Annotated in this window: 20 protein-coding genes; 16 read left to right on the top strand and 4 right to left on the bottom strand. The window is 33.7% G+C overall.

What is annotated here, in order from left to right; translation table 11 throughout:
* Window position 1: 1 nt before the first annotated feature.
* The 5 genes from CLU82_RS01765 to CLU82_RS01785 all read left to right on the top strand — a co-directional run bounded on the left by CLU82_RS01765 (window position 2) and on the right by CLU82_RS01785 (window position 4789).
* Window positions 2–1171 carry an NAD(P)/FAD-dependent oxidoreductase gene (locus tag CLU82_RS01765; RefSeq protein ID WP_100841466.1) on the top strand — a complete coding sequence of 390 codons (1170 nt, stop codon included), beginning with the start codon at window positions 2–4 and terminating at the stop codon, window positions 1169–1171.
* Window positions 1172–1344: 173 nt separating this feature from the next.
* The gene (locus tag CLU82_RS01770; RefSeq protein ID WP_100841467.1) at window positions 1345–1920 is read left to right on the top strand and encodes a Crp/Fnr family transcriptional regulator; all 576 of its coding nucleotides are present in this window, start codon (window positions 1345–1347) and stop codon (window positions 1918–1920) included.
* A gap of 69 nt (window positions 1921–1989) precedes the next feature.
* Window positions 1990–2430: a carboxymuconolactone decarboxylase family protein gene (locus tag CLU82_RS01775; protein ID WP_100841468.1), complete on the top strand. Its 441-nt coding sequence runs from the start codon at window positions 1990–1992 to the stop codon at window positions 2428–2430.
* A gap of 480 nt (window positions 2431–2910) precedes the next feature.
* Complete coding sequence (locus CLU82_RS01780) at window positions 2911–3768, top strand: AraC family transcriptional regulator (RefSeq protein WP_100841469.1); 858 nt, start codon at window positions 2911–2913, stop codon at window positions 3766–3768.
* 79 nt (window positions 3769–3847) lie between these two features.
* The gene (locus tag CLU82_RS01785) at window positions 3848–4789 is read left to right on the top strand and encodes a cation diffusion facilitator family transporter (RefSeq protein ID WP_100841470.1); all 942 of its coding nucleotides are present in this window, start codon (window positions 3848–3850) and stop codon (window positions 4787–4789) included.
* A gap of 26 nt (window positions 4790–4815) precedes the next feature.
* Here CLU82_RS01785 and CLU82_RS01790 read toward each other — a convergent pair whose 3' ends face one another.
* Together CLU82_RS01790 and CLU82_RS01795 are read right to left on the bottom strand one after the other, a co-directional pair.
* Window positions 4816–5376, bottom strand: coding sequence for an AraC family transcriptional regulator (locus tag CLU82_RS01790; protein ID WP_100841471.1), 561 nt, complete (start codon window positions 5374–5376; stop codon window positions 4816–4818).
* A gap of 53 nt (window positions 5377–5429) precedes the next feature.
* Window positions 5430–6017, bottom strand: a complete 588-nt coding sequence (locus tag CLU82_RS01795) for a DUF6642 family protein (protein WP_232735190.1) — start codon at window positions 6015–6017, stop codon at window positions 5430–5432.
* Window positions 6018–6198: 181 nt separating this feature from the next.
* Between CLU82_RS01795 and CLU82_RS01800 the strand changes: the two genes are divergently transcribed.
* Window positions 6199–6633 (top strand): thioesterase family protein, encoded by a 435-nt coding sequence (locus CLU82_RS01800; protein WP_100841472.1) that lies wholly within the window; start codon window positions 6199–6201, stop codon window positions 6631–6633.
* 21 nt (window positions 6634–6654) lie between these two features.
* Window positions 6655–7044, top strand: coding sequence for a DUF1398 domain-containing protein (locus CLU82_RS01805; RefSeq protein WP_100841473.1), 390 nt, complete (start codon window positions 6655–6657; stop codon window positions 7042–7044).
* 62 nt (window positions 7045–7106) lie between these two features.
* Here the strand turns inward: CLU82_RS01805 and katG are convergent, their stop codons facing one another.
* Window positions 7107–9329 carry a catalase/peroxidase HPI gene (gene katG / locus CLU82_RS01810; RefSeq protein ID WP_100841474.1) on the bottom strand — a complete coding sequence of 741 codons (2223 nt, stop codon included), beginning with the start codon at window positions 9327–9329 and terminating at the stop codon, window positions 7107–7109.
* A gap of 227 nt (window positions 9330–9556) precedes the next feature.
* On the opposite strand from katG, the gene CLU82_RS20920 reads away from it, so the two are divergent.
* The 4 genes from CLU82_RS20920 to CLU82_RS01825 all read left to right on the top strand — a co-directional run bounded on the left by CLU82_RS20920 (window position 9557) and on the right by CLU82_RS01825 (window position 13513).
* A complete protein-coding gene (locus CLU82_RS20920; protein ID WP_232735191.1) occupies window positions 9557–9784 on the top strand; it encodes an iron chaperone in 228 nt (75 codons plus the stop codon).
* On the top strand, window positions 9729–9908 hold the full coding sequence (locus CLU82_RS21140; RefSeq protein ID WP_369828967.1) for an iron chaperone: 180 nt from the start codon (window positions 9729–9731) through the stop codon (window positions 9906–9908). The genes CLU82_RS20920 and CLU82_RS21140 overlap by 56 nt, the downstream gene beginning before the upstream one ends.
* A 126-nt stretch (window positions 9909–10034) precedes the next feature.
* Window positions 10035–10976 (top strand): dehydrogenase, encoded by a 942-nt coding sequence (locus tag CLU82_RS01820; RefSeq protein ID WP_100841475.1) that lies wholly within the window; start codon window positions 10035–10037, stop codon window positions 10974–10976.
* Between the two features lie 20 nt (window positions 10977–10996).
* Window positions 10997–13513, top strand: a complete 2517-nt coding sequence (locus CLU82_RS01825; RefSeq protein WP_100841476.1) for an FAD-binding protein — start codon at window positions 10997–10999, stop codon at window positions 13511–13513.
* Between the two features lie 30 nt (window positions 13514–13543).
* Here the strand turns inward: CLU82_RS01825 and CLU82_RS21060 are convergent, their stop codons facing one another.
* Window positions 13544–13675, bottom strand: a complete 132-nt coding sequence (locus tag CLU82_RS21060) for a hypothetical protein (protein WP_255409694.1) — start codon at window positions 13673–13675, stop codon at window positions 13544–13546.
* 370 nt (window positions 13676–14045) lie between these two features.
* On the opposite strand from CLU82_RS21060, the gene nirB reads away from it, so the two are divergent.
* The 5 genes from nirB to CLU82_RS01845 all read left to right on the top strand — a co-directional run bounded on the left by nirB (window position 14046) and on the right by CLU82_RS01845 (window position 19622).
* Window positions 14046–16553 (top strand): nitrite reductase large subunit NirB, encoded by a 2508-nt coding sequence (gene nirB / locus CLU82_RS01830; RefSeq protein ID WP_100841477.1) that lies wholly within the window; start codon window positions 14046–14048, stop codon window positions 16551–16553.
* Between the two features lie 108 nt (window positions 16554–16661).
* The gene (nirD, locus tag CLU82_RS01835; protein WP_100841478.1) at window positions 16662–17039 is read left to right on the top strand and encodes a nitrite reductase small subunit NirD; all 378 of its coding nucleotides are present in this window, start codon (window positions 16662–16664) and stop codon (window positions 17037–17039) included.
* Window positions 17040–17154: 115 nt separating this feature from the next.
* Window positions 17155–17742, top strand: coding sequence for a DUF4202 domain-containing protein (locus CLU82_RS01840; RefSeq protein WP_100841479.1), 588 nt, complete (start codon window positions 17155–17157; stop codon window positions 17740–17742).
* A 72-nt stretch (window positions 17743–17814) separates the two neighbouring features.
* A complete protein-coding gene (locus tag CLU82_RS20925; protein WP_232735192.1) occupies window positions 17815–18174 on the top strand; it encodes a type IV pili methyl-accepting chemotaxis transducer N-terminal domain-containing protein in 360 nt (119 codons plus the stop codon).
* A gap of 152 nt (window positions 18175–18326) precedes the next feature.
* Window positions 18327–19622 (top strand): ATP-binding protein, encoded by a 1296-nt coding sequence (locus CLU82_RS01845; protein WP_232735193.1) that lies wholly within the window; start codon window positions 18327–18329, stop codon window positions 19620–19622.
* The last annotated feature ends 365 nt before the right edge of the window (window positions 19623–19987 follow it).

Here is a 19987-nt window from a genome sequence, read left to right on the forward strand (position 1 = left end):
AATGAATTTACTTAAAAACAAAACAATAGCCATCATTGGCGGAGGACCAGGGGGATTAACATTAGCTAGACTTTTACAAAAAAAAGGTGCTGATGTAAAAGTATACGAAAGAGATTTTAATAGAGAGGTAAGAGCGCAAGGTGCTACACTTGACTTGCATCACGAATCGGCATTAAAAGCACTTGAAGAAGCGGGTTTGATGGATGCTTTCAAAGCAAATTATAGACCCGATGCAGATCGACTTCGTATAGTTGATGAAAATGCAGAAATTTTCTTTGATGAACATCACGAAAACAGTAAAGGTGATTTTGGCGATGAATGGTTTAGACCCGAAATTGATCGTGGACCACTGCGAAATCTTTTATTAGATTCTTTAGCAGCAGACACCGTTGTGTGGGACAGTCATATTCTTTCGCTTGAAGAAATCGATAACCAATGGAAAATTATTTTTCAAAATGGTAATACTGCCACTGCCGATATTGTAATTGGGGCAGATGGTGCTAATTCAAAAATTCGTCCATTTGTTACGCCAATCAAACCTTTTTATTCAGGTGTTACGGTATTGATGGGGAATATTTACGATTCTGAGAAAAATACACCTAGAATTAACGCCTTATTACAAGGTGGGAAAATAATGGGTTTTGGCAATTCACAGACATTAAGTGTAAGTGCCAAAGGCGATGGAAGTTTAGATTTTTACGCAGGTTGGAACATAGATCCCGATTGGATTAAAAACGCTGATATTGATTTTAAAAATGACTCACAAGTTTTAGAATGGTTCAAGAAAGAATACTCGAATTGGGACAGTATTTGGCTTGAATTATTTGAAGCCGAAAAGAATTATCTCATACCAAATCCTTTGTATTGTATGCCCTTAGACCAATCTTGGGAAGCACAATCTAACATTACATTAATTGGTGATGCAGCACACCTTATGCCTCCTTATGCTGGCGAAGGTGTAAACATGGCAATGCTCGATGCTTTGCAATTAAGCGAAAGTTTAACCAGCGAAAATTTCACTGATTTAAAATCGGCGATAGCACATTATGAAAAACAAATGTTCGAAAGATTTGCCGAAGTAGGAAAAGAAACATTGGATAATACTGACTGGATGCACTCCCCTAATGGGTTAAAAAAAATAATAGAAATGTTTAATTGGGAGTCTAACTAAAAACATCCTTCCTAAAAAATGATTGATTATCAATTTAGCAAAGAATTCAAATTTGACTTCTTCTTTATATGCTAAATAGGTAATCAATCTTTATTTTTCAATAAACTAATGTACCTTAGCAATACCCTTAAATCATTAGTCCTTTTTTGACAAAAACCACTTAGAAACAAATTATGTCCGAAATATTCAAACACCATTTAGAAAAATTCATCGAAGTAAATGATACTGAATTCCTCGATATTTTAGCTTTTTTTCAGGTTGTAAAAGTCCGAAAGAAAGAGAATTTACTTCTCGAAGGTCAAATATGTAAATCAAATTATTTTGTTCTTAACGGCTGTTTGAGGAAATTTTTTGTCAATGAAAAAGGGACTGAACAAACTACCGAGTTCGCCATCGAAAATTGGTGGATTACCGACAATATCGCTTACGAAAACCAACAAGCTTCCGAATTTTATATTCAAGCTGTCGAAAATTCAGAGATTTTAGTCATTGATCATCATTCGCAGGAAAAATTATTAGCAGAATTTCCTAAAATGGAACGCTATTTCAGGTTCATTTTCCAGCGGGCTTATGCCGCTTCTCAAATGCGGATAAAATATTTATATAGTTTTTCTAAAGAAGATTTTTATCATCAGCTCAATAGTAAATATCCCGATTTTGTACAACGAATTCCTCAATATCTTATCGCTTCTTTCTTAGGATTTACTCCCGAATATTTAAGCGAAATAAGAAATAAAAAGCGTTCTTAAACCAGTTTAAGTTTTATCTGCTATGTTATTTCGAACTTTGTCCTATCAAAATTAAAAAACATAACAAACATGGAAAAGAGAGTCGACATTAACGAAACTGCCCCACAAGCCTATAAAGCAATGTACGCTTTAGAAGGGTATTTGGCAACCACACAATTATCAAAAACACATAAAGAATTACTAAAAATTCGTGCTTCGCAAATCAACAAATGTGCCTATTGCATCAATATGCATACCACAGATGCCCTAAAAAACGGAGAAACACCTCAACGTATATTTTTACTAAATGCTTGGCGTGAAACTGATTTATTTACTGAAGAAGAAAAAGTGATTTTGGCCATTACAGAAGAAATCACATTAATTCACAATCACGGATTATCTGATGAAGTGTATAAAAAAGCAACCCAACTTTTTGACGAAAGTTATATCGCCCAACTTATAATGGCTGTTGTGACTATAAATGCCTGGAACAGAATTGCGATTAGTACCAATATGCAAATCGAAAAATAAACCTTCGCAAAGCATTCTAGTAAACCAACTTAAAACCTCTTCACATTTCGAAAAACGAATGCGAAGAGGTTTTTTATTGACTAAATTCTCTACAAAACTCCAATTTTTAATATACATATATAAAATTTTAGAGTATTAAATTAAAACTTTAATTAAAGACAATTAAATTTTAAATATTCTATTTAAAATTTTAATTATATATCTTAAATTTTTAAATAGCTTCATTAAAATTTTAAACAAGAAACTTAAAATTTTATAGTTAACATATAAAATTTTAATGAAGCTATTTAAAATTTGGCGTTATACAACCCCATTCATGGGGTTATTTGAAGATAACCACTATGCATTGCAATCTATTTTTACCATAGATTGACAAATGATAAGGATTAGTAAAAATTTGTTTCAGTATTTTCAAAAATGAAAAGGTATTAGTAGATACCAATGGCAATGATTAACTTTACATAGATAATCTAAAAGAGAATGCGTAAAACGACAAGATCCATTCCTGTAAATCCATTAGCCGAAGAATTTGATACAGGTATTGCTATCAGAGAAATTTCATTTGGCGATGTACACCTTTCAGAAGAAACCAGTCACTCACACCGTCACAATTATCACTTCTTTTTATTACAAGAAAAAGGCACATCGATCATAGAAATTGATTTTGAAAATTATGATATAAAAAATTCGGCAGTCGTATACATTCATCCCAATCAGGTACACCGTATTCTGAAAACAAATGATGTGACCTGTTATATTCTAGCCATGAGTAGCGATCGGCTTAATCGCGAATATCTGGAATTACTCGAAGACCTCGCTCCTGTTCATCCTTTGGCTGTTACAACACAAAATTTCTCTGTCATAGCCCACGTAACAGAACTCTGCGTAAACATCTTTAAAAACAAACAAACCAAACTATACCAACCTTTGCTAAAAGATTGTTGCAACGCCTTAGTCGCCCTAATTATATCGCAATATTTAGAAGAATCTAATCTCACGGACAAACTTTCACGATTTGATAGCACAACCAAAGCCTTCAAAACGATATTAGAAAAGGATTTTGCAGTTGCCAAACGCCCTGCTGACTACGCAAAAAAGTTAAATATCTCGGTGGCTTACCTAAATGAATGTGTGAAAAATGCGACTGGCTTTTCAGTTTCACATCATATTCAGCAACGTGTTATTCTAGAAGCCAAACGCCTACTACATCATTCTAACAAATCTGTTAAGGAAATTGCTTCAGAATTAAACTTCGATGATTACGCCTATTTTTCCCGACTATTCAGCAAGGTTTCTGGAATGACCGCTTTAGCATTTCGAAACAAAAACCACGATTAGTCCAATACTTACCTCTTTCGCTCATTGTTTTCTATACCCGTTCATTGTTCCTTTGTAGTACACTAAAAGCCTCACAACAATGTCACATACACACAACCATAATCATTCGCCCAAAGATGGCCTTACATTAGCCTTTTGGCTTAACCTCCTATTTTCGATTGTAGAGGTTATTGGCGGAATGGCCATCAACTCTACTGCGATTATTGCTAATGCCTTTCACGATTTTACAGATGCTATCGCCATTGGTTTAACAGTACTGCTAGAAAAACAATCCAATAAAAAACGTACCCCAAAATTCAGTTATGGATTCAAGCGATTTTCATTACTGTCTGCTCTAAGCATGTCTATTTTTCTGCTAATTGGTGCGATATTTATGTCTATCAGTGCCTATAAATCATTCATAACCCCCCAAATTATAAATAGCAAAGGAATGTTATGGTTGGCCGTTTTAGGTATCACTATCAATGGTCTTGCCTTTTTAAAAATAAAAAAATCAAGCGAAGATTCCCATCAAGGTGAGCACTCACACGAACATCAAGATGAACAGTCACACTCCCACTCACATAACAGCAAAGCCGTAATGTTACATTTGTTAGAAGACGTATTAGGCTGGGCAGCGGTTATAGTTGGTGCAATTGTAATCCATTTTACAAATTGGTATTGGATAGACAGCCTATTGACTTTTGCAATTGCAATTTTCATCGGCTACAATGCAACGAGTAACTTAATTAGTACCATGAAAGTGCTATTGCAAGCCGTTCCCGAAAACATCAATATTGAGGAATTATCCAATGAACTCCAACAAATCAATGGTGTCGAAAACATCCACGATCTGCACATTTGGAGCTTAGATGGGCGATACAATATTGGCTCACTACACGCTGTTATAAAAATGGAGGATCAAATTCAGAAAGATGCTATTTTTTCGGCCATTTATAAAGTAATGAACGAACACAAAATTCAACACCCAACCATACAAATTGAAAGTAATACAAATAGTTGTAAATTGGTAAACTGCTAAAGGGATGCTTTATATTTTAAAATAAATCATACCTCATCCAAGGATTTTCTAGAACCAGATCGTATATTTTTAAAATGACTTGGTGAAAGCCCTGTTACTTTTTTAAACTGATTACTAAGATGCGCTACACTAGAATAATTCAGCTGAAAAGCAATTTCTCCCAAAGACAATTCATTGTAAGCCAGTAATTCTTTTACACGTTCTATCTTCTGGGCGATAAAATATTTTTCGATTGTAGTTCCTTCAATTTCAGAAAAAAGATTAGAAAGATAAAAATAATCATGATACACATTCTGACTCAAATAATCAGATAAGGTTATTTTCAAATCATTATTTTGCTCATGTATTAATACAATGATTACCGATTTTATTTTTTCAATGTATCTACTTTTTTTATCATCGATTAATTCAAAACCTAAATCTAAAAGAATTTGATTGAGTTGTTCTTTTTTATTGGTATCTAAATCGGTATCAATAGTTACTTCTCCCAACTCCACTTTTTGAGCCGAAATACCAAGTTTATCTAATTCTGTTTTGACTACCATTTTACAACGGTTACAAACCATATTTTTAATATAGAGAATCATTATTCTTAAAATTTAATACTTGTAAAGATACGCCAAAATACTCTATTTCATTTTTAGTAATACAATCTAAAATCAAGTAGTTTACATAAAGCATAATGTTTTTGGTGTAATTCTTCTACTATATCCACCACATCATCCAGTTCCTGACATAAGCTAAAGAATGCTTTGTCCAATGAGTTACTGTTCACATCCCTAAATGCTGATCCATAACCCGAAACTGCAACAGCTCCTGTAATATCCAGAAAATATTGTGCTTCTTCAGGCTTTAAATCAAGTTTTTTTGTATTAGCAAAATGCAAAATTTTACCTTTCATTTTCCCTTCGAAGAGTTCTGCTATTTCTTCAAAACTATAGTAATAATTATTGAGGCAAATTGTATTCCTTTTGCCTTGCATAACTAAGTAAATAATTTCATAGTCCTTAAAGTTGTGATCGTCATAAAGCAGTGTATTCAAACTTTCTTCAAGTCCTTCAATAGTATCACAAGTTTTATAAATACTTGTAATTCCTTCTTCAAGTGCTAGTTGTTCTAAGTTTTTAATTACAGCTGTAGTTGTAACTGTTTCAACATCGGGAACAGCTTCTAGGCAAAAAATAAATTGCTCATAATCTTCTGAATTATGTTTATGTGGCAGATTCAAAATACTTCTTTTAATGGTTACTTAATTTAAAATTGAAGATAATAATTAAAAAATTAAATCTCTAAAATTTAACGACAAACCTAACTAAATTTAAGACTAATTTTAGCAAAAAGTTATAATAAGAGATTGAAAATCCTTACTATCTTAGCCAAAAACAAAAAACTCGTAAATACACTCTTCTATGGCTACATTTAGCAAACAATTATCTTTTCGTTGGTCTGATTTAGATCCCAATTTTCACTTACGCCATAGTGCCTATTATGATTTTGGAGCACAACATCGTGTTGAAATACTAGAACAATTAGGATTGTCATTAAGAGTCATGCAGACAGAACACATTGGTCCAATATTATTTAGAGAGGAATGTGTTTTTAGAAAAGAAATTAAACTCTCCGACCCTATAATAATGCAAACCAAAATGGCAAAAATGAAAGCCGATGCTTCACGTTGGTCTATAATTCATGAATTTTATAAAGAAGATGTATTGTGTGCAGTGATTACAGTGGATGGTGCTTGGATGGATACTAAACTAAGAAAGCTAGCCACTCCTACCCCTCAAGTAGTTATCGATGCTTTAAGCATTTTTCCAAAAACAGATGATTTTATAAATTTGTAATTAATTCTAAATTCTATCAATATGTTTACAATAGAAGAAATTAAAGATGCGCATTCTAAAGTAAAAAGCGGAGCCGATTTTCCAAATTACATACAAGATTTAATCATTTTGGGTGTAAAAGGATACGACACCTTTGTAAATGATGGTCATGTTCAATATTATGGAGTAAACAATCATAATATCACCGCAGATGAAAAATATCCTGAAATTAAAGTAGCCGATTTTCCAAATAAAGAGCTTTTTATTGAGCTTTTGGTAAAACATCAGCACGGCGAAACCGATTATTTGACTTTTTGTAATCATTCAGCGCAATGCGGTATTGCAAAATGGCGTGTAGATATTATCGAAATGACATGCACCTATTTTGATAAAGGCGAAAATGAAATATTAATTGAGAAAATCTCAGTTTAGACCTAATAAAAAAGGAGGCATAAAATATGTCTCCTTTTTTATACTATCAAAATCTTTTATAATTAAACCAAGTCGAAACGATCAAGATTCATAACCTTAGCCCAAACTGCTACGAAATCTTTAATGAACTTGTCTTTAGAATCTCCACATCCATAAACCTCTGCAACAGCACGAAGTTCTGAGTTAGAACCGAAAATAAGATCAACACGTGATCCAATCCATTTTAATTCTCCTGTTTTTCGATCACTTCCTTCAAACACTTCTTCAGAACTTGATGAAGCTTTCCAAGTTGTTCCTAAATCGAGTAGATTCACAAAGAAGTCATTAGTAAGTGTTTCAGGATTAGTAGTAAACACACCAAGTTTAGAGGCATTGAAGTTGGTATTAAGAACACGTAAACCTCCCAAAAGTACTGTCAATTCCGTAGATGTCAGTGTCAATAACTGCGCTTTATCAATTAACATCTCTTCAGAAGATATTGTGTATTGAGCTTTCTTATAATTTCTAAATCCATCAGCTTCTGGTTCTAAAACTGCAAAAGACTCAACATCTGTTTGTTCTTGTGAAGCATCTCCTCTACCTGCGGTAAAAGGGATATTGACTGAATAACCAGCCTTTTGAGCTGCTTTTTCAACACCTACATTTCCTGCCAAAACAATCAAATCTGCAAGTGACACTTTTTTATCTCCCGATGTACTAGCATTAAATGCACTTTGAATTCCTTCCAAAGTTGCTAAAACTTTAGATAACTCTGCAGGATTATTTACTTCCCAATCCTTTTGTGGAGCTAAACGAATACGAGCACCATTGGCTCCACCACGTTTATCAGAACCACGAAAAGTTGATGCCGAAGCCCAAGCTGTCGAAACTAATTGAGAAACTGACAATCCAGAATCAATTATATTTGCTTTCAAAGCAACAATGTCTTGTTCGTTAATTAATGTATGAGTAACTGCTGGAATAGGATCTTGCCAAATTAATTCTTCTTTAGGAACTTCTGGACCAAGATAACGTACAATAGGCCCCATATCTCTGTGAGTTAGTTTGAACCAAGCACGTCCAAAAGCATCTGCAAATTTATCAGGGTTTTCAAGAAAATCTCTTGCAATAGGTTCGTAAATAGTATCAAACCTCAAAGCCAAATCTGCAGTTAGCATTGTTGGTGCATGACTTTTTGATGCATTATGAGCATCTGGTACTGTACCCGCACCTGCACCATCTTTTGGCTTCCATTGGTGCGCTCCTGCAGGACTTTTGGTAAGTTCCCATTCAAAACCAAATAGATTTTCTAAATAGTTGTGACTCCATTTTGCTGGTGTTGTAGTCCAAGCTCCTTCAAGACCACTACCAATTGTATATTCACCACTTCCTGTTTCAAATGTATTTTTCCATCCCAAACCTTGCTCCTCAATACCTGCTGCAGCTGGTTCAACACCAACATACTGACCCGGATCAGCTGCTCCATGTGTTTTACCAAATGTATGTCCACCAGCAATAAGTGCAACAGTTTCTTCATCATTCATAGCCATTCGGGCAAAAGTTTCACGTATATCTCTTGCAGACGCTACTGGATCTGGATTACCATTTGGCCCTTCTGGATTTACATAAATTAATCCCATCTGAACAGCTGCTAAAGGATTTTCCAATTCACGATCACCAGAATACCGATTGTCATCCAACCACTTTCCTTCAGATCCCCAATAAATATCTTCTGCTGGTTCCCAAACATCTGCACGTCCTCCAGCAAAACCAAAAGTTTTAAAACCCATCGATTCAAGAGCACAGTTTCCAGTAAGAATCATCAAATCGGCCCATGAAATTTTATTTCCATATTTTTGTTTTATTGGCCATAACAACAAACGTGCTTTATCAAGATTCACATTATCAGGCCAACTATTAAGAGGTGCAAAACGTTGAGTACCAAAACCTGCCCCACCACGACCATCTGCAATACGATACGTACCAGCACTATGCCAAGCCATTCTTATAAATAATGGTCCGTAGTGTCCATAATCAGCAGGCCACCAATCTTGTGAGTCGGTCATAAGATCAAAAAGATCTTTTTTAACAGCACTCAAATCAAGACTTTTAAAAGCCTCTGCATAATCAAAATCGGCTCCCATAGGATTAGACAATGATGAATTTTGACGAAGAATCCCTAATTTTAACTGATTAGGCCACCAGTCATTGTTTCTTGTGCCTGAACCCGCACTTTGTTTTGGACTACTTCCCGAAAATGGACATTTACCTTCTCCGGTAGAATTCTGATTTGTGTTATTTTCCATAATGTGATGATTTTTAAAAACTTGATTACGAATTTACAAATTTTAATTTATGTAAATATTTTTCTTAATAGATAAAAACTATAGTAATAGTTCGATACTTTTAACTTTCAAAATTGAATAAGGTGTTTAAAGTTACTACTTAAATTCGTATTTTAGTTAATACATAAACCTTTTCAAATTTTTCAAAAGAAACAAAAAACTGTATTTGTAAAAATAAAAAAATGAATATGAAAACTGAGTTAATTTCTGTTAATGAATACATTAAACTTTTCCCAAAAGAAGTTCAATTACTTTTAGAAAAAGTTCGCGACATAATTATTAGCAATGCTCCCAATACTATTGAAAGCATCTCTTATGGAATGCAAGCCTATAAAACAAACGGAAAGCCATTAGCCTATTTTGCAGCTTATAAAAAATTATATTGGTTTTTATGCAACTCCAAAAGGACATACTGAATTTGCCAACGAACTTTCGAAATATAAACAAGACAAAGGATCTGTTCAATTCCCTATAAACCAACCAATACCTTATGAACTAATTGAACGTATCGTTATCTTTAGAGTAAAAGAAAACGAATAAAAAGTCAATAAATAACAATCGACTACGCATCACAAAATAATTTATTCTATAGTTTAAATCTACTATATTTACTACCAAAATAAAAAAAGACACGAACAAACTAACGTTGATTGCAATTATAAAACCATGCAGAGAAGAAACTTTATCAAAACAACACTTTTATTTGTTACATCCACACAAGTGTTTTCAAACAATACTTTTTATACAAACTTATTAGCAAAAAGTAATTTCAAATACATTTATACAAACAGTAAATTAAGAAACGAGTTCTCAAAATTTTTAAAAAATGTCTTTAACCTATATCCAGAGAACAAATTCCAAAAACTAATTTATGATACTACAATCCATAAAAGCAACGACCACGAAATTTATACTTCAGCTCAATCAAAATTAGATGACATTTCGCCTTCATTCTCTAGCATTAGATATCAGTTGCCTGCCTTAATGAACCAAAAAGATGAAATGGCGAGACAAACTGTAGAACTATTAAAAGAAGGTTCCGTTTTTAATGGTTATTTAGAAATTGGTTCTTCTGGAAGATATCTGGATTATCTAGAAGAAAGTGTTACTATTAAAGGTAAAAAATATTATGCCGATGGCAAAGAACCCGGATACGCTATTACCGAAATGATAGACAGAGGCCAAATAAGCAAAGGCGCAACTTACATTCCTCTGGCTAATTACAAAACTCAATATTCCAAAATCATTCCGCCCAAAAGCTTAGATCTTGTTACTATTTATATTGGTTTTCATCATTGTCCATTAGACTTGCGGGTTCCTTTCATTTCATCCATACGAGATACAATGAGAGTCGGAGGCAAATTAATATTACGTGATCATGACTGCAAAACCGAAGATCAAAAAACACTAGTAGCACTTGCTCATGATGTGTTTAATATGGGTACAAATGAATCCTGGGAATACAATCATAAAGAAATTAGAAACTTTTATTCCTTAGATTTTATTTGTCATTTTGTCGAAAAAATTGGATTTAAATTCAACCACAAAACACTCTTTCAAGAAGGCGATCCTACCAAAAATGCATTAATGGTTTTCACAAAGATATAAACGCCTCCTTCAACATATTTATGAAACAACTTTTCAATCTACTTAGATTACTGTATCGCTATTTTTGTATCCTTATTAAATTCATTTTTTCAGGATTAAAGAAATCAATTCGATTCATTAATAGCAAAAAGACATTATACATCCCTTTCTATAGCTTCATTGCATTTGTACTATATATAATTCTCCTTATCCAATTTTCGGGAGACCCAACCTTCAACAAAACACTGGAGAACAAACGTATAAATGACGTAACCCAATTAAATTCAATTCAGGTCAATAAAATCATTAAGCCAAAAACACTTAATGAAATCATTCGTGCCATAAAAACCACAACAGGACCAATATCAATTGGTGGCGGAAAATACAGCCAAGGAGGGCAAACAGCTTTCGAAAACAGCTTGCATATCGACATGAGATCTTTTAATAAGATTGTAAAACTCGACAGAAAAAATAAACAAGTTACAGTTCAAACGGGTATTCGATGGAGGGATTTACAAAAGATAATAGACCCTTATGATTTGTCTATTAAAATAATGCAAACCTATTCCAATTTTACTGTTGGAGGCGCCATATCAGTAAATTGTCATGGACGATATATTGGTCACGGGCCAATTATATCCTCTGTTTTAGGTTTAAAAATAATTACAGCTTCAGGCGAAATTATAAAAGCCACACCTACAGTAAATCAAGATATATTCAACGCTGCTATTGGTGGCTATGGTGGAATTGGTGTCATCGCAGAAGCAACACTTCAATTAGTAGACAATGAAAAAGTAGAAAGATCCAATCAGCTTTTAGATGCCAAAGACTACAATACTTACTTTAACGCCAATATTAAAAACAACAAAGATGTTATTTTCCAAAACGGAGATTTGTACCCTCCCAATTATACTCAAATCAGAAGTGTAGTTTGGAAAAAATCAACCAAAGAATTAACAGATCAAGAAAAATTAAACGCCGAAGATGAAAATTATTGGTTAGAAACCAACGTAGAAAAAATTGTTTCTTGGGGCAATTCAGGAAAATGGATCCGAGAAAACATAATAGATCCGCTCTTTTTCATCCCCGAAAAAGTACGATGGAGAAACAAAGAAGCCAGTTATAATGTAAAAGAATTAGAACCCTCATCAAGAGACGCAGAAACCTATGTCTTAGAAGAATACTTCATACCTGTCGAAAACATAAAATCATTTATACCCAAAATGAGAGCTATTTTTCAAAAACATGAAGTAAATGTGATGAATGTTTCATTAAGACACGCCTTGCCCGATACCAAAAGCTACCTTTCATGGGCAAATAAAGAAGTGTTTGCTTTTGTAATTTACTACAAACAAAAAACAGATGATAAAGCGAAAGAAGCCGTAAAGCAATGGACACTAGAAATGACCGATGCCATCCTAAGCGAAAAAGGAACATGGTACCTTCCCTATCAACCCCACGCAACTTTAGAGCAGTTCAAAAAAGGTTATCCTAATTCTGATAAATACTTTGACTTAAAAAACAAATTAGATCCAAATCAAAGATTTACCAATAAGCTTTTAGACAAATACAATCCCTACAGCAAAAACAAACTCTCGGTTGCAAAAAATGAAATAAAAGGATATTACAGAGCCGAGGAACAAACAATACTTACTGTACCCGAATGGTATTTGGTATTCAACCCAAAAGAATACTCAGATTACCTCGAAAGCGGCAAGAACCCATCCAATTTTCCTTTCTACAAATCCATAGACGAATACTGGACACTTTATGACCGTTCCTTAAAATTAACATCAAAAGCCTATCCCGAAAACCCCGAATACAAAACCATGCTTCAAGTCATAGGAGTAAGCATAACCATGGAATATGGTGCCAAAATGATTTATGAAAACACAATCGGAAAAATCTTTTCGCTCTTTTCAGAAGAAAAAATATCAAACGAAGAAAAAACAATATTTCAAGCCCAAAGAGCCTACAGCAATTTCATTTATCAAACCGCTTGGTACGAATTCAAGTTTTTACCCTGGATAAAACAAGTCTGGAACACATCAAGCTCTTCCAATTGCAGTACAATTCGAAAATGGGAACGAACTTTACTCTTTACCTGCGAGTTTACATTCAAAGCCTTCTATGCACAACTCATACAATGGGCAGCCGGTTCAAGTTACGAAACACCAGTAAACAATATCTACTTAATTGTTTCAAACGATGGTTCAATACAAGAGAACAACAATCTCAAAATAATAAAGAAAGAAGGAGATAAAATGATCATTTCAATCACTCGATGGGGAGTATTTACAGAAGAATTAAAAAAACTGTCCAATCAAAATATAACCATCTACGAAATATCAGGCAACGACGAAATCGCAGTTTCACTAATAATGGATAAATCCCAAACACTAACAAATCGTAAAACACAACTATTATATGAGTCCCAAATAGTTTCAAACAATAAATTAAAGAGAAGTCTTTACCTCTTGCCCGTCAACGAACTACTATCAATCATCAGAGAATCCAAAAAACAAAACTGCACACTTGAGCACCTTTATGATTATTGATAAAGAAAACCAAAAACTTCAAAGTTCATTTTACTTAGGAGCTATTTCCTGCTGTCCACTATATCTTTCCTGTCCTAAAGAAGGACAGGAAAGGATGCCGTTCCCATCAGGGCTAGGGCATCCCGTTTCATAATATTGATTAGCTCTTTCATTTGAAAACAAGCCTAAAAACTTTATTTTATATACAAAATAAGTTTTATTAAGTACTTAACTAGCCTACTTAGTACCCTATAAGTATTCATTCCCTATCAACTCAAAATTCTCTTCTTTACTAGATTTGTATGAAGGATAGATTTTTTTTCCTTAAAAAAAAGAAAAAATATAGCGGACAGTCTGACGTTGTTGCTCCTAAAATAGTATTAAAAACTAGAATGTTGTATAACGAGGACACTCCCAAACAGAATCATATATTTAATCAGAATTCACTTTCTGCTTATTAAAAATCATTCTATTTTAGAAAAAAAAATAAAATTAAGTATTGAAATTAAGTATTACTACGTATATTTGCGTAGTAATACTTAATTAACAGATTATGATTAATGTAATAGTAGTCGGAAACGGCATGGTAGGTTATAAATTTTGCGAGAAGTTCGTTTCGAAATCTGGGCAAGAAAAGTATCAAATTACAGTATTTGGAGAAGAGTCAAGACGTGCTTATGACAGAGTTCACCTAAGTGAATACTTTGCAGGCAAAAGCGCCGATGATCTATCACTCTCAACCACAGAATGGTATAAAGAGAATAACATCTTACTAAATACATCTGAGTTAATTGTAAACATCAATACACAAAACAAAACTATAAATACGCACTTAGATAAAACGTATGAGTATGACTACTTAGTTTTAGCTACAGGTTCAGCTGCATTTGTCCCTCCAATTCAAGGAGTAGAGAAAGAAGGCGTTTTTGTATACAGAACCATAGAGGATCTGGATGCAATTATGACCTACGCAAAAAAAATAAAAGCCAACGGTGCTACAGAAGCTGCAGTACTTGGTGGTGGTTTATTAGGTCTTGAAGCTGCCAAAGCAGTACGTGATCTAGAATTAAATGCACATGTTGTAGAATTTGCTCCACGCCTAATGCCAAGACAATTGGATCAAGCAGCAAGTGACATGTTACAATCAAAAATTGAAGAGCTTAATATAGGTATTCACCTTAACAAAGCGACTCAATACATAGATGGTGAAGAAAGCATAAAGGGAATGATGTTTGCCAATGATGAATTGTTAAAGGTTGATATGTTGGTTATATCGGCAGGAATTAAACCTCGTGATGAGCTAGCTAGAGTTGCTGGACTTGAAGTTGGTGTGCGTGGTGGAATTGTTGTAAACAATCAAATGCTAACATCTGACCCTTATATATACGCAATTGGTGAAGCTGCCCTATACAACGGAATGATATATGGACTTGTAGCACCTGGTTACGAAATGGCCGATGTAGCTGCCGAACAAATCCTTAAAGGGGATAAAACGATGAGAGAAACCATCGATATGTCTACTCAATTGAAATTAATTGGAGTTGAAGTTGCGAGTTTTGGTGATCCTTTTATCGAAAATGAAAACGTTACTGCAATTGTTTATGAAAACAAATTCAGTGGTATCTATAAAAGAATCAATGTCACCAAAGATGGAAAAACACTTTTAGGAGGAATCCTAGTAGGAGATTCATCAGATTACAACGGATTATTCCAAATTTATAATAATGCAATGGCTTTGCCTGAAAACCCAGAAGATCTAATCTTGGGTTCAAGAGGAGGAGAAACTTCTTCTTTTGGAAGCGCAAGTGACTTACCAGATTCAGCAGTAATCTGTTCTTGTGAGAATGTTACCAAAGGCGCAATTTGTTGCTCCCTAATTGATGGAACGACAAGTACATTTAGCGATGTAGTAAAACTTACCAAAGCAACTTCTGGTTGTGGTGGTTGCAAACCAATGGTTGTAGACATTGTAAAAGCAACTCAAAAATCATTAGGAAAAGAAGTAAAAGAAAGTATTTGTGAGCATTTCAATTACACTAGACAAGAATTATTTGATATTGTAAAAATCAATAAATACTCAAATTTCTATGATGTAATTGATCATCACGGAAATGGAGACGGTTGCGAGGTTTGTAAACCAGTAGTAGCTTCAGTTTTCTCTAGTCTTTATAATGATACAGCTAACAAACACGTTACCACACAAGATACAAATGATAGGTTCTTAGGTAATATTCAAAGAAACGGAACGTATTCAGTTGTACCTAGAATGGCTGGTGGTGAAATCACTCCTGAAAAATTAATTGTTATTGGTGAAGTAGCTAAACAATTCGATTTATATACCAAAATAACAGGAGCGCAACGCCTTGACTTATTTGGTGCACAATTAAATGATTTACCAGCTATTTGGAAAATATTAATTGACAACGGTTTTGAAACGGGACATGCTTACGGAAAATCATTAAGAGCTGTAAAAAGCTGTGTTGGTAACGCTTGGTGTCGTTACGGTATGGATGATAGTGTTGGGTTTGCTATTGAATTAGAAAACCGTTACAAAGGAATTCGTGCTCCTCATAAGATCAAAGGAGGTGTTTCAGCTTGTATCAGAGAATGTGCTGAAGCAAGAGGAAAAGATTTTGGATTAATCGCCGTTGAAGGTGGCTGGAATCTTTACATCTGTGGAAACGGAGGTGCAAATCCTAAACACGCTGTTTTATTAGCAGAATCTATTGATAAAGAAACTGTACTTAAATACATGGACCGTTTCTTGATGTATTATATCAGAACTGCGGGACCTTTAGTTCGTACTTCAACTTGGTTGGAGAAACTGGAAGGTGGATTAGATTACTTAAAAGAAGTTATCATTTTTGACCGTATAGGAATTTGTGAAACACTAGACTCAGAAATGGCATCTTTAATAAACAGCTATGAATGTGAGTGGAATCAAGTAATAGAAAAACCAAGATTAATGAAGCGTTTTACTCACTTTGTTAATACAGACGAGAGAGACGATAATCTAGAATATATCCCTTTAAGAGACCAAAAAATGCCAAAATCTTGGTAAAATAAAAATTGCACAAATCAATTCGAATAAAAAAAATAATATTTCTAATCTAGGCTCTGTTATTCCTCATGTAGCGGGGCTTGGTTTTAGAAAATAAAACAAAACATCATGGAAGAACTATTAAACCGATACGAAACCGTAAATTTAAGTGCAGTAAAAATCTGGTTCAAAGCAGGAGAAATTAAAGATTTTCCAAGCAACAGAGGTGGGTGCATTAAATACAAAGACAAACAAATTGCTATTTTTAACTTCGAAAGAAGAAACGAATGGTATGCTTGCCAAAATGCTTGTCCTCATAAAATGGAAATGGTGTTATCAAGAGGAATGACTGGTTCAACAGATGGAATTCCTAAAATTGCTTGTCCAATGCATAAAAAGACTTTTTCATTAGTAGATGGATCTAATTTAAATGGTGATGATTTAAAAATAGCCACTTACCCTGTAAAAATTGAAGGAGAAGAAGTATTCGTTGGGTTTTTAGAATAATGTATGTATCTTTGAAATAAGCATACCAATATGTGATATTAACTTATTATTTGAACACACAAAGTGTATTCATCCATAAAAGTTAGTAACTCCCAATGAATCTATACTTTTTCAAATGAAAACAATGCCTTTTTTAAACGCAAGTGCGTGGATTGATGCCGAAAACGAAGCCGATCCAAACAGTGAAATATATCAAGAAATAACCTATCCAAAGGAATTACTATATTCAGATAGAATGTACGAAAGGCTAATGACCTTTCAACCCACTGCTTCCGAAGAAGTGCAAATAGCGGCCAAAGCACAACACATTTGTCGTTGGAAAATAGCCCGAGAATCCTATCCAATGGATCGTGTAGGCTATTTAAAATGGCGAGAAGATCTAAAAAAATTCCACGCCAAAACCACAGCCGACATATTACAAAAAGCAGGTTATGAAGATGCTTTTATAGATCGTGTTTCTTTTTTGATTGAAAAAAAATTACTTAAAAAAGACGAAGAAACGCAACTTTTAGAAGATGTAATTTGTCTGGTTTTCTTAGAATTTTATTTGGATCCATTCGTTCACAAACACGATGAAGAAAAATTAAAAAATATTATTCTGAAAACCTGGAATAAAATGTCAGACAAAGGACACCAAGAAGCGCTAAAAATTGAATATACTCCAGAAAACCTTCAATTAATAAAAAACGCTTTAGGATTATAAATCAATTTAATAATTTTGATTTACACATCCCTAACCTGAAAAATCAGTTATAATTGGTGATACTTTTCTTCTATGAAAAAAAAATCCAAAGTATCTTTTGATAAAATTTCTTTTAAAAAATTAAGGCGATTATACATCTTCGCCTTAATTACTATTGCTGTAACAGTACTACTGAGTCAGCTGCTCATCCAATACAATCTCTACAGTCAACTCAGCGATTCCAGAATTATTAATATTTCGGGAAAGCAACGAATGCTTAGCCAAAAATTAACTAAAGAAGTTTTAGTTCTCAATTTCATAACTGATTCTTTGCAAGAAAAAGAGCAGATCAATAAGATTTCTAAAACCATTTTACTTTGGAAATCAAATCATAACTCATTAGTAAATGGCAGTGACCGCTTAGGATTTCCAAAAGAAAAAATCCTAAACTAACGCGATATTTCAAAAACATAAAGCCCAATTTTGACACTATAATTAAGGTTACAAATACTTTTTTGACCAACAAAAAACTAAATAAAAACGAACACGAAAACAAAAAACTCGTACAAACTCTACTAGCTAACGAAACGATTTTCCTTTCGAAAATGAATCAAATCGTCAGTGAATATGATACTGAAGCATTAGAAAAAGTAACCCTGCAACGCAAAACAGAATACATTCTTCTTGTCTTTACACTATTCGTTTTACTATTAGAATTTTTGTTTATTTTCAAGCCCACCACCAAAAAAATTGAGTTACTTATTTCGAACCTGTTATCTTCAGAAAGGAAAGCATTAAAACTCGCTCAGGACACCGAAATAATTAGTGAAGCCAAAGAAAACTCAGTCAAAGAATTAAAATCGCTCAATTATGCGATGGAAAATACGTTACTCTATTGCCGAATTGCAACTGATGGTACCATTATTCATATTGGTGAAAAATTTTCAAAACTACTTCAATACAATCCTTTCAATTCCGAAACTAAATTCGGTGAAGTTCTAACTCCAATTGAAAAAGAACAACTTTTCATTGACAGAATCGTACTTCAAAACAACCGCAGAGGCTGGCAAGGCGAATTAAACATTACCACCCGAAACGAGCAAACTCTTTGGTTAGACTTATCCATGATTCCGGTAACCATAAAAAAAGATGAGTCCGAGCTTTTAATAATATGCTTTGACATAACCGAGCGTAAAAAAGCTGTTCAGGAAGTAGAGCGTTTGAATACCGCCAATATTGAAAACAAATTAAATCAGCAAAAAGTAATTTCGAGTAAAATTGTCGAAAATCAAGAAAACGAACAAAACAGAATTGCCAGAGAAATTCATGACGGAATAGGACAAATGCTAACTGGATTAAAATTCAGTCTTGAAAGTATCAATCTTGACGACAAAGAAAAAGCTGCCATAAAAATAGAATATTTAAAAAAATTATCTCTCGACATCATCAAAGGAGTTCGTACGGCTACTTTTAATTTAATGCCTCCTGAATTAAGTGATCACGGAATCAATTCTGCACTTTCTAAACTCACTTTAGAACTTTCTAAACTCACTGGAAAGAACATTTTATTTTATAACAAAACTGATTTCAACGCACGATTGGACTCTTTAATCGAAATAAATATTTATCGATTAACACAAGAAGCTATCAATAATGCCATCAAATATGCCGATTCTACACATATAATTGTGCAACTTTCACACAGCGCAACCCTTTTGAGTATCATCGTTGATGATAACGGAAAAGGATTTGACATTAATACAGTAGAGAAAAAGAGAAATAGTGAATCTGGAATGGGTATGCTCTTCATGAAAGAACGCATTCAATATATCAATGGTCGCGTTTTCTTTAATTCTATTCCAAACGAAGGAACGCGAATTACATTTAACATTCCTATTTAAATAATTATTGGGGCGTGCTACCATCTCAATAAAAGGGCTATTATTCTTTGCCTTTATTTGCCCTTTTACCGGTATGCTGTCGTGCTGTCCGCGTTACAAGGTAACTTGCTCACATCACTCACGCGATCTAACAGCTTTACTTTTCAGTTTACCTTTTAACCTGAACTCGATTATTAAAATCGACACCGCTCTGATGGAGCTTAAAAAATACTGCCATTTAGAACTTCTATAAATAGTATAGTCCTATGGAGCTAAAATTTCTTAACCTACATTGAATTTAGCCACAGAGTGGCAAGATATAAATAGAAATCAATAACCGTTTAATACATCAGAGCTCCTCCATAAGAGCGAAATATAAAGACATA

The organism is Flavobacterium sp. 5 (assembly GCF_002813295.1).
Taxonomy (GTDB): Bacteria; Bacteroidota; Bacteroidia; order Flavobacteriales; family Flavobacteriaceae; genus Flavobacterium.

Bases quoted from the DNA above. Each gene is read 5' to 3' on its own strand.
- CLU82_RS20920 (WP_232735191.1), top strand. From the start codon at position 9,557: ATGAAAACTGAGTTAATTTCTGTTAATGAATACATTAAACTTTTCCCA.
- nirD (WP_100841478.1), top strand. From the start codon at position 16,662: ATGGAAGAACTATTAAACCGATACGAAACCGTAAATTTAAGTGCAGTA.
- CLU82_RS01845 (WP_232735193.1), top strand. From the start codon at position 18,327: ATGAATCAAATCGTCAGTGAATATGATACTGAAGCATTAGAAAAAGTA.
- CLU82_RS20925 (WP_232735192.1), top strand. From the start codon at position 17,815: ATGAAAAAAAAATCCAAAGTATCTTTTGATAAAATTTCTTTTAAAAAA.
- CLU82_RS01800 (WP_100841472.1), top strand. From the start codon at position 6,199: ATGGCTACATTTAGCAAACAATTATCTTTTCGTTGGTCTGATTTAGAT.
- CLU82_RS01765 (WP_100841466.1), top strand. From the start codon at position 2: ATGAATTTACTTAAAAACAAAACAATAGCCATCATTGGCGGAGGACCA.
- katG (WP_100841474.1), bottom strand. From the start codon at position 9,329: ATGGAAAATAACACAAATCAGAATTCTACCGGAGAAGGTAAATGTCCA.
- CLU82_RS01790 (WP_100841471.1), bottom strand. From the start codon at position 5,376: ATGATTCTCTATATTAAAAATATGGTTTGTAACCGTTGTAAAATGGTA.
- CLU82_RS01820 (WP_100841475.1), top strand. From the start codon at position 10,035: ATGCAGAGAAGAAACTTTATCAAAACAACACTTTTATTTGTTACATCC.
- CLU82_RS01785 (WP_100841470.1), top strand. From the start codon at position 3,848: ATGTCACATACACACAACCATAATCATTCGCCCAAAGATGGCCTTACA.
- CLU82_RS01825 (WP_100841476.1), top strand. From the start codon at position 10,997: ATGAAACAACTTTTCAATCTACTTAGATTACTGTATCGCTATTTTTGT.
- nirB (WP_100841477.1), top strand. From the start codon at position 14,046: ATGATTAATGTAATAGTAGTCGGAAACGGCATGGTAGGTTATAAATTT.
- CLU82_RS01805 (WP_100841473.1), top strand. From the start codon at position 6,655: ATGTTTACAATAGAAGAAATTAAAGATGCGCATTCTAAAGTAAAAAGC.
- CLU82_RS01775 (WP_100841468.1), top strand. From the start codon at position 1,990: ATGGAAAAGAGAGTCGACATTAACGAAACTGCCCCACAAGCCTATAAA.
- CLU82_RS01770 (WP_100841467.1), top strand. From the start codon at position 1,345: ATGTCCGAAATATTCAAACACCATTTAGAAAAATTCATCGAAGTAAAT.
- CLU82_RS01840 (WP_100841479.1), top strand. From the start codon at position 17,155: ATGAAAACAATGCCTTTTTTAAACGCAAGTGCGTGGATTGATGCCGAA.
- CLU82_RS01780 (WP_100841469.1), top strand. From the start codon at position 2,911: ATGCGTAAAACGACAAGATCCATTCCTGTAAATCCATTAGCCGAAGAA.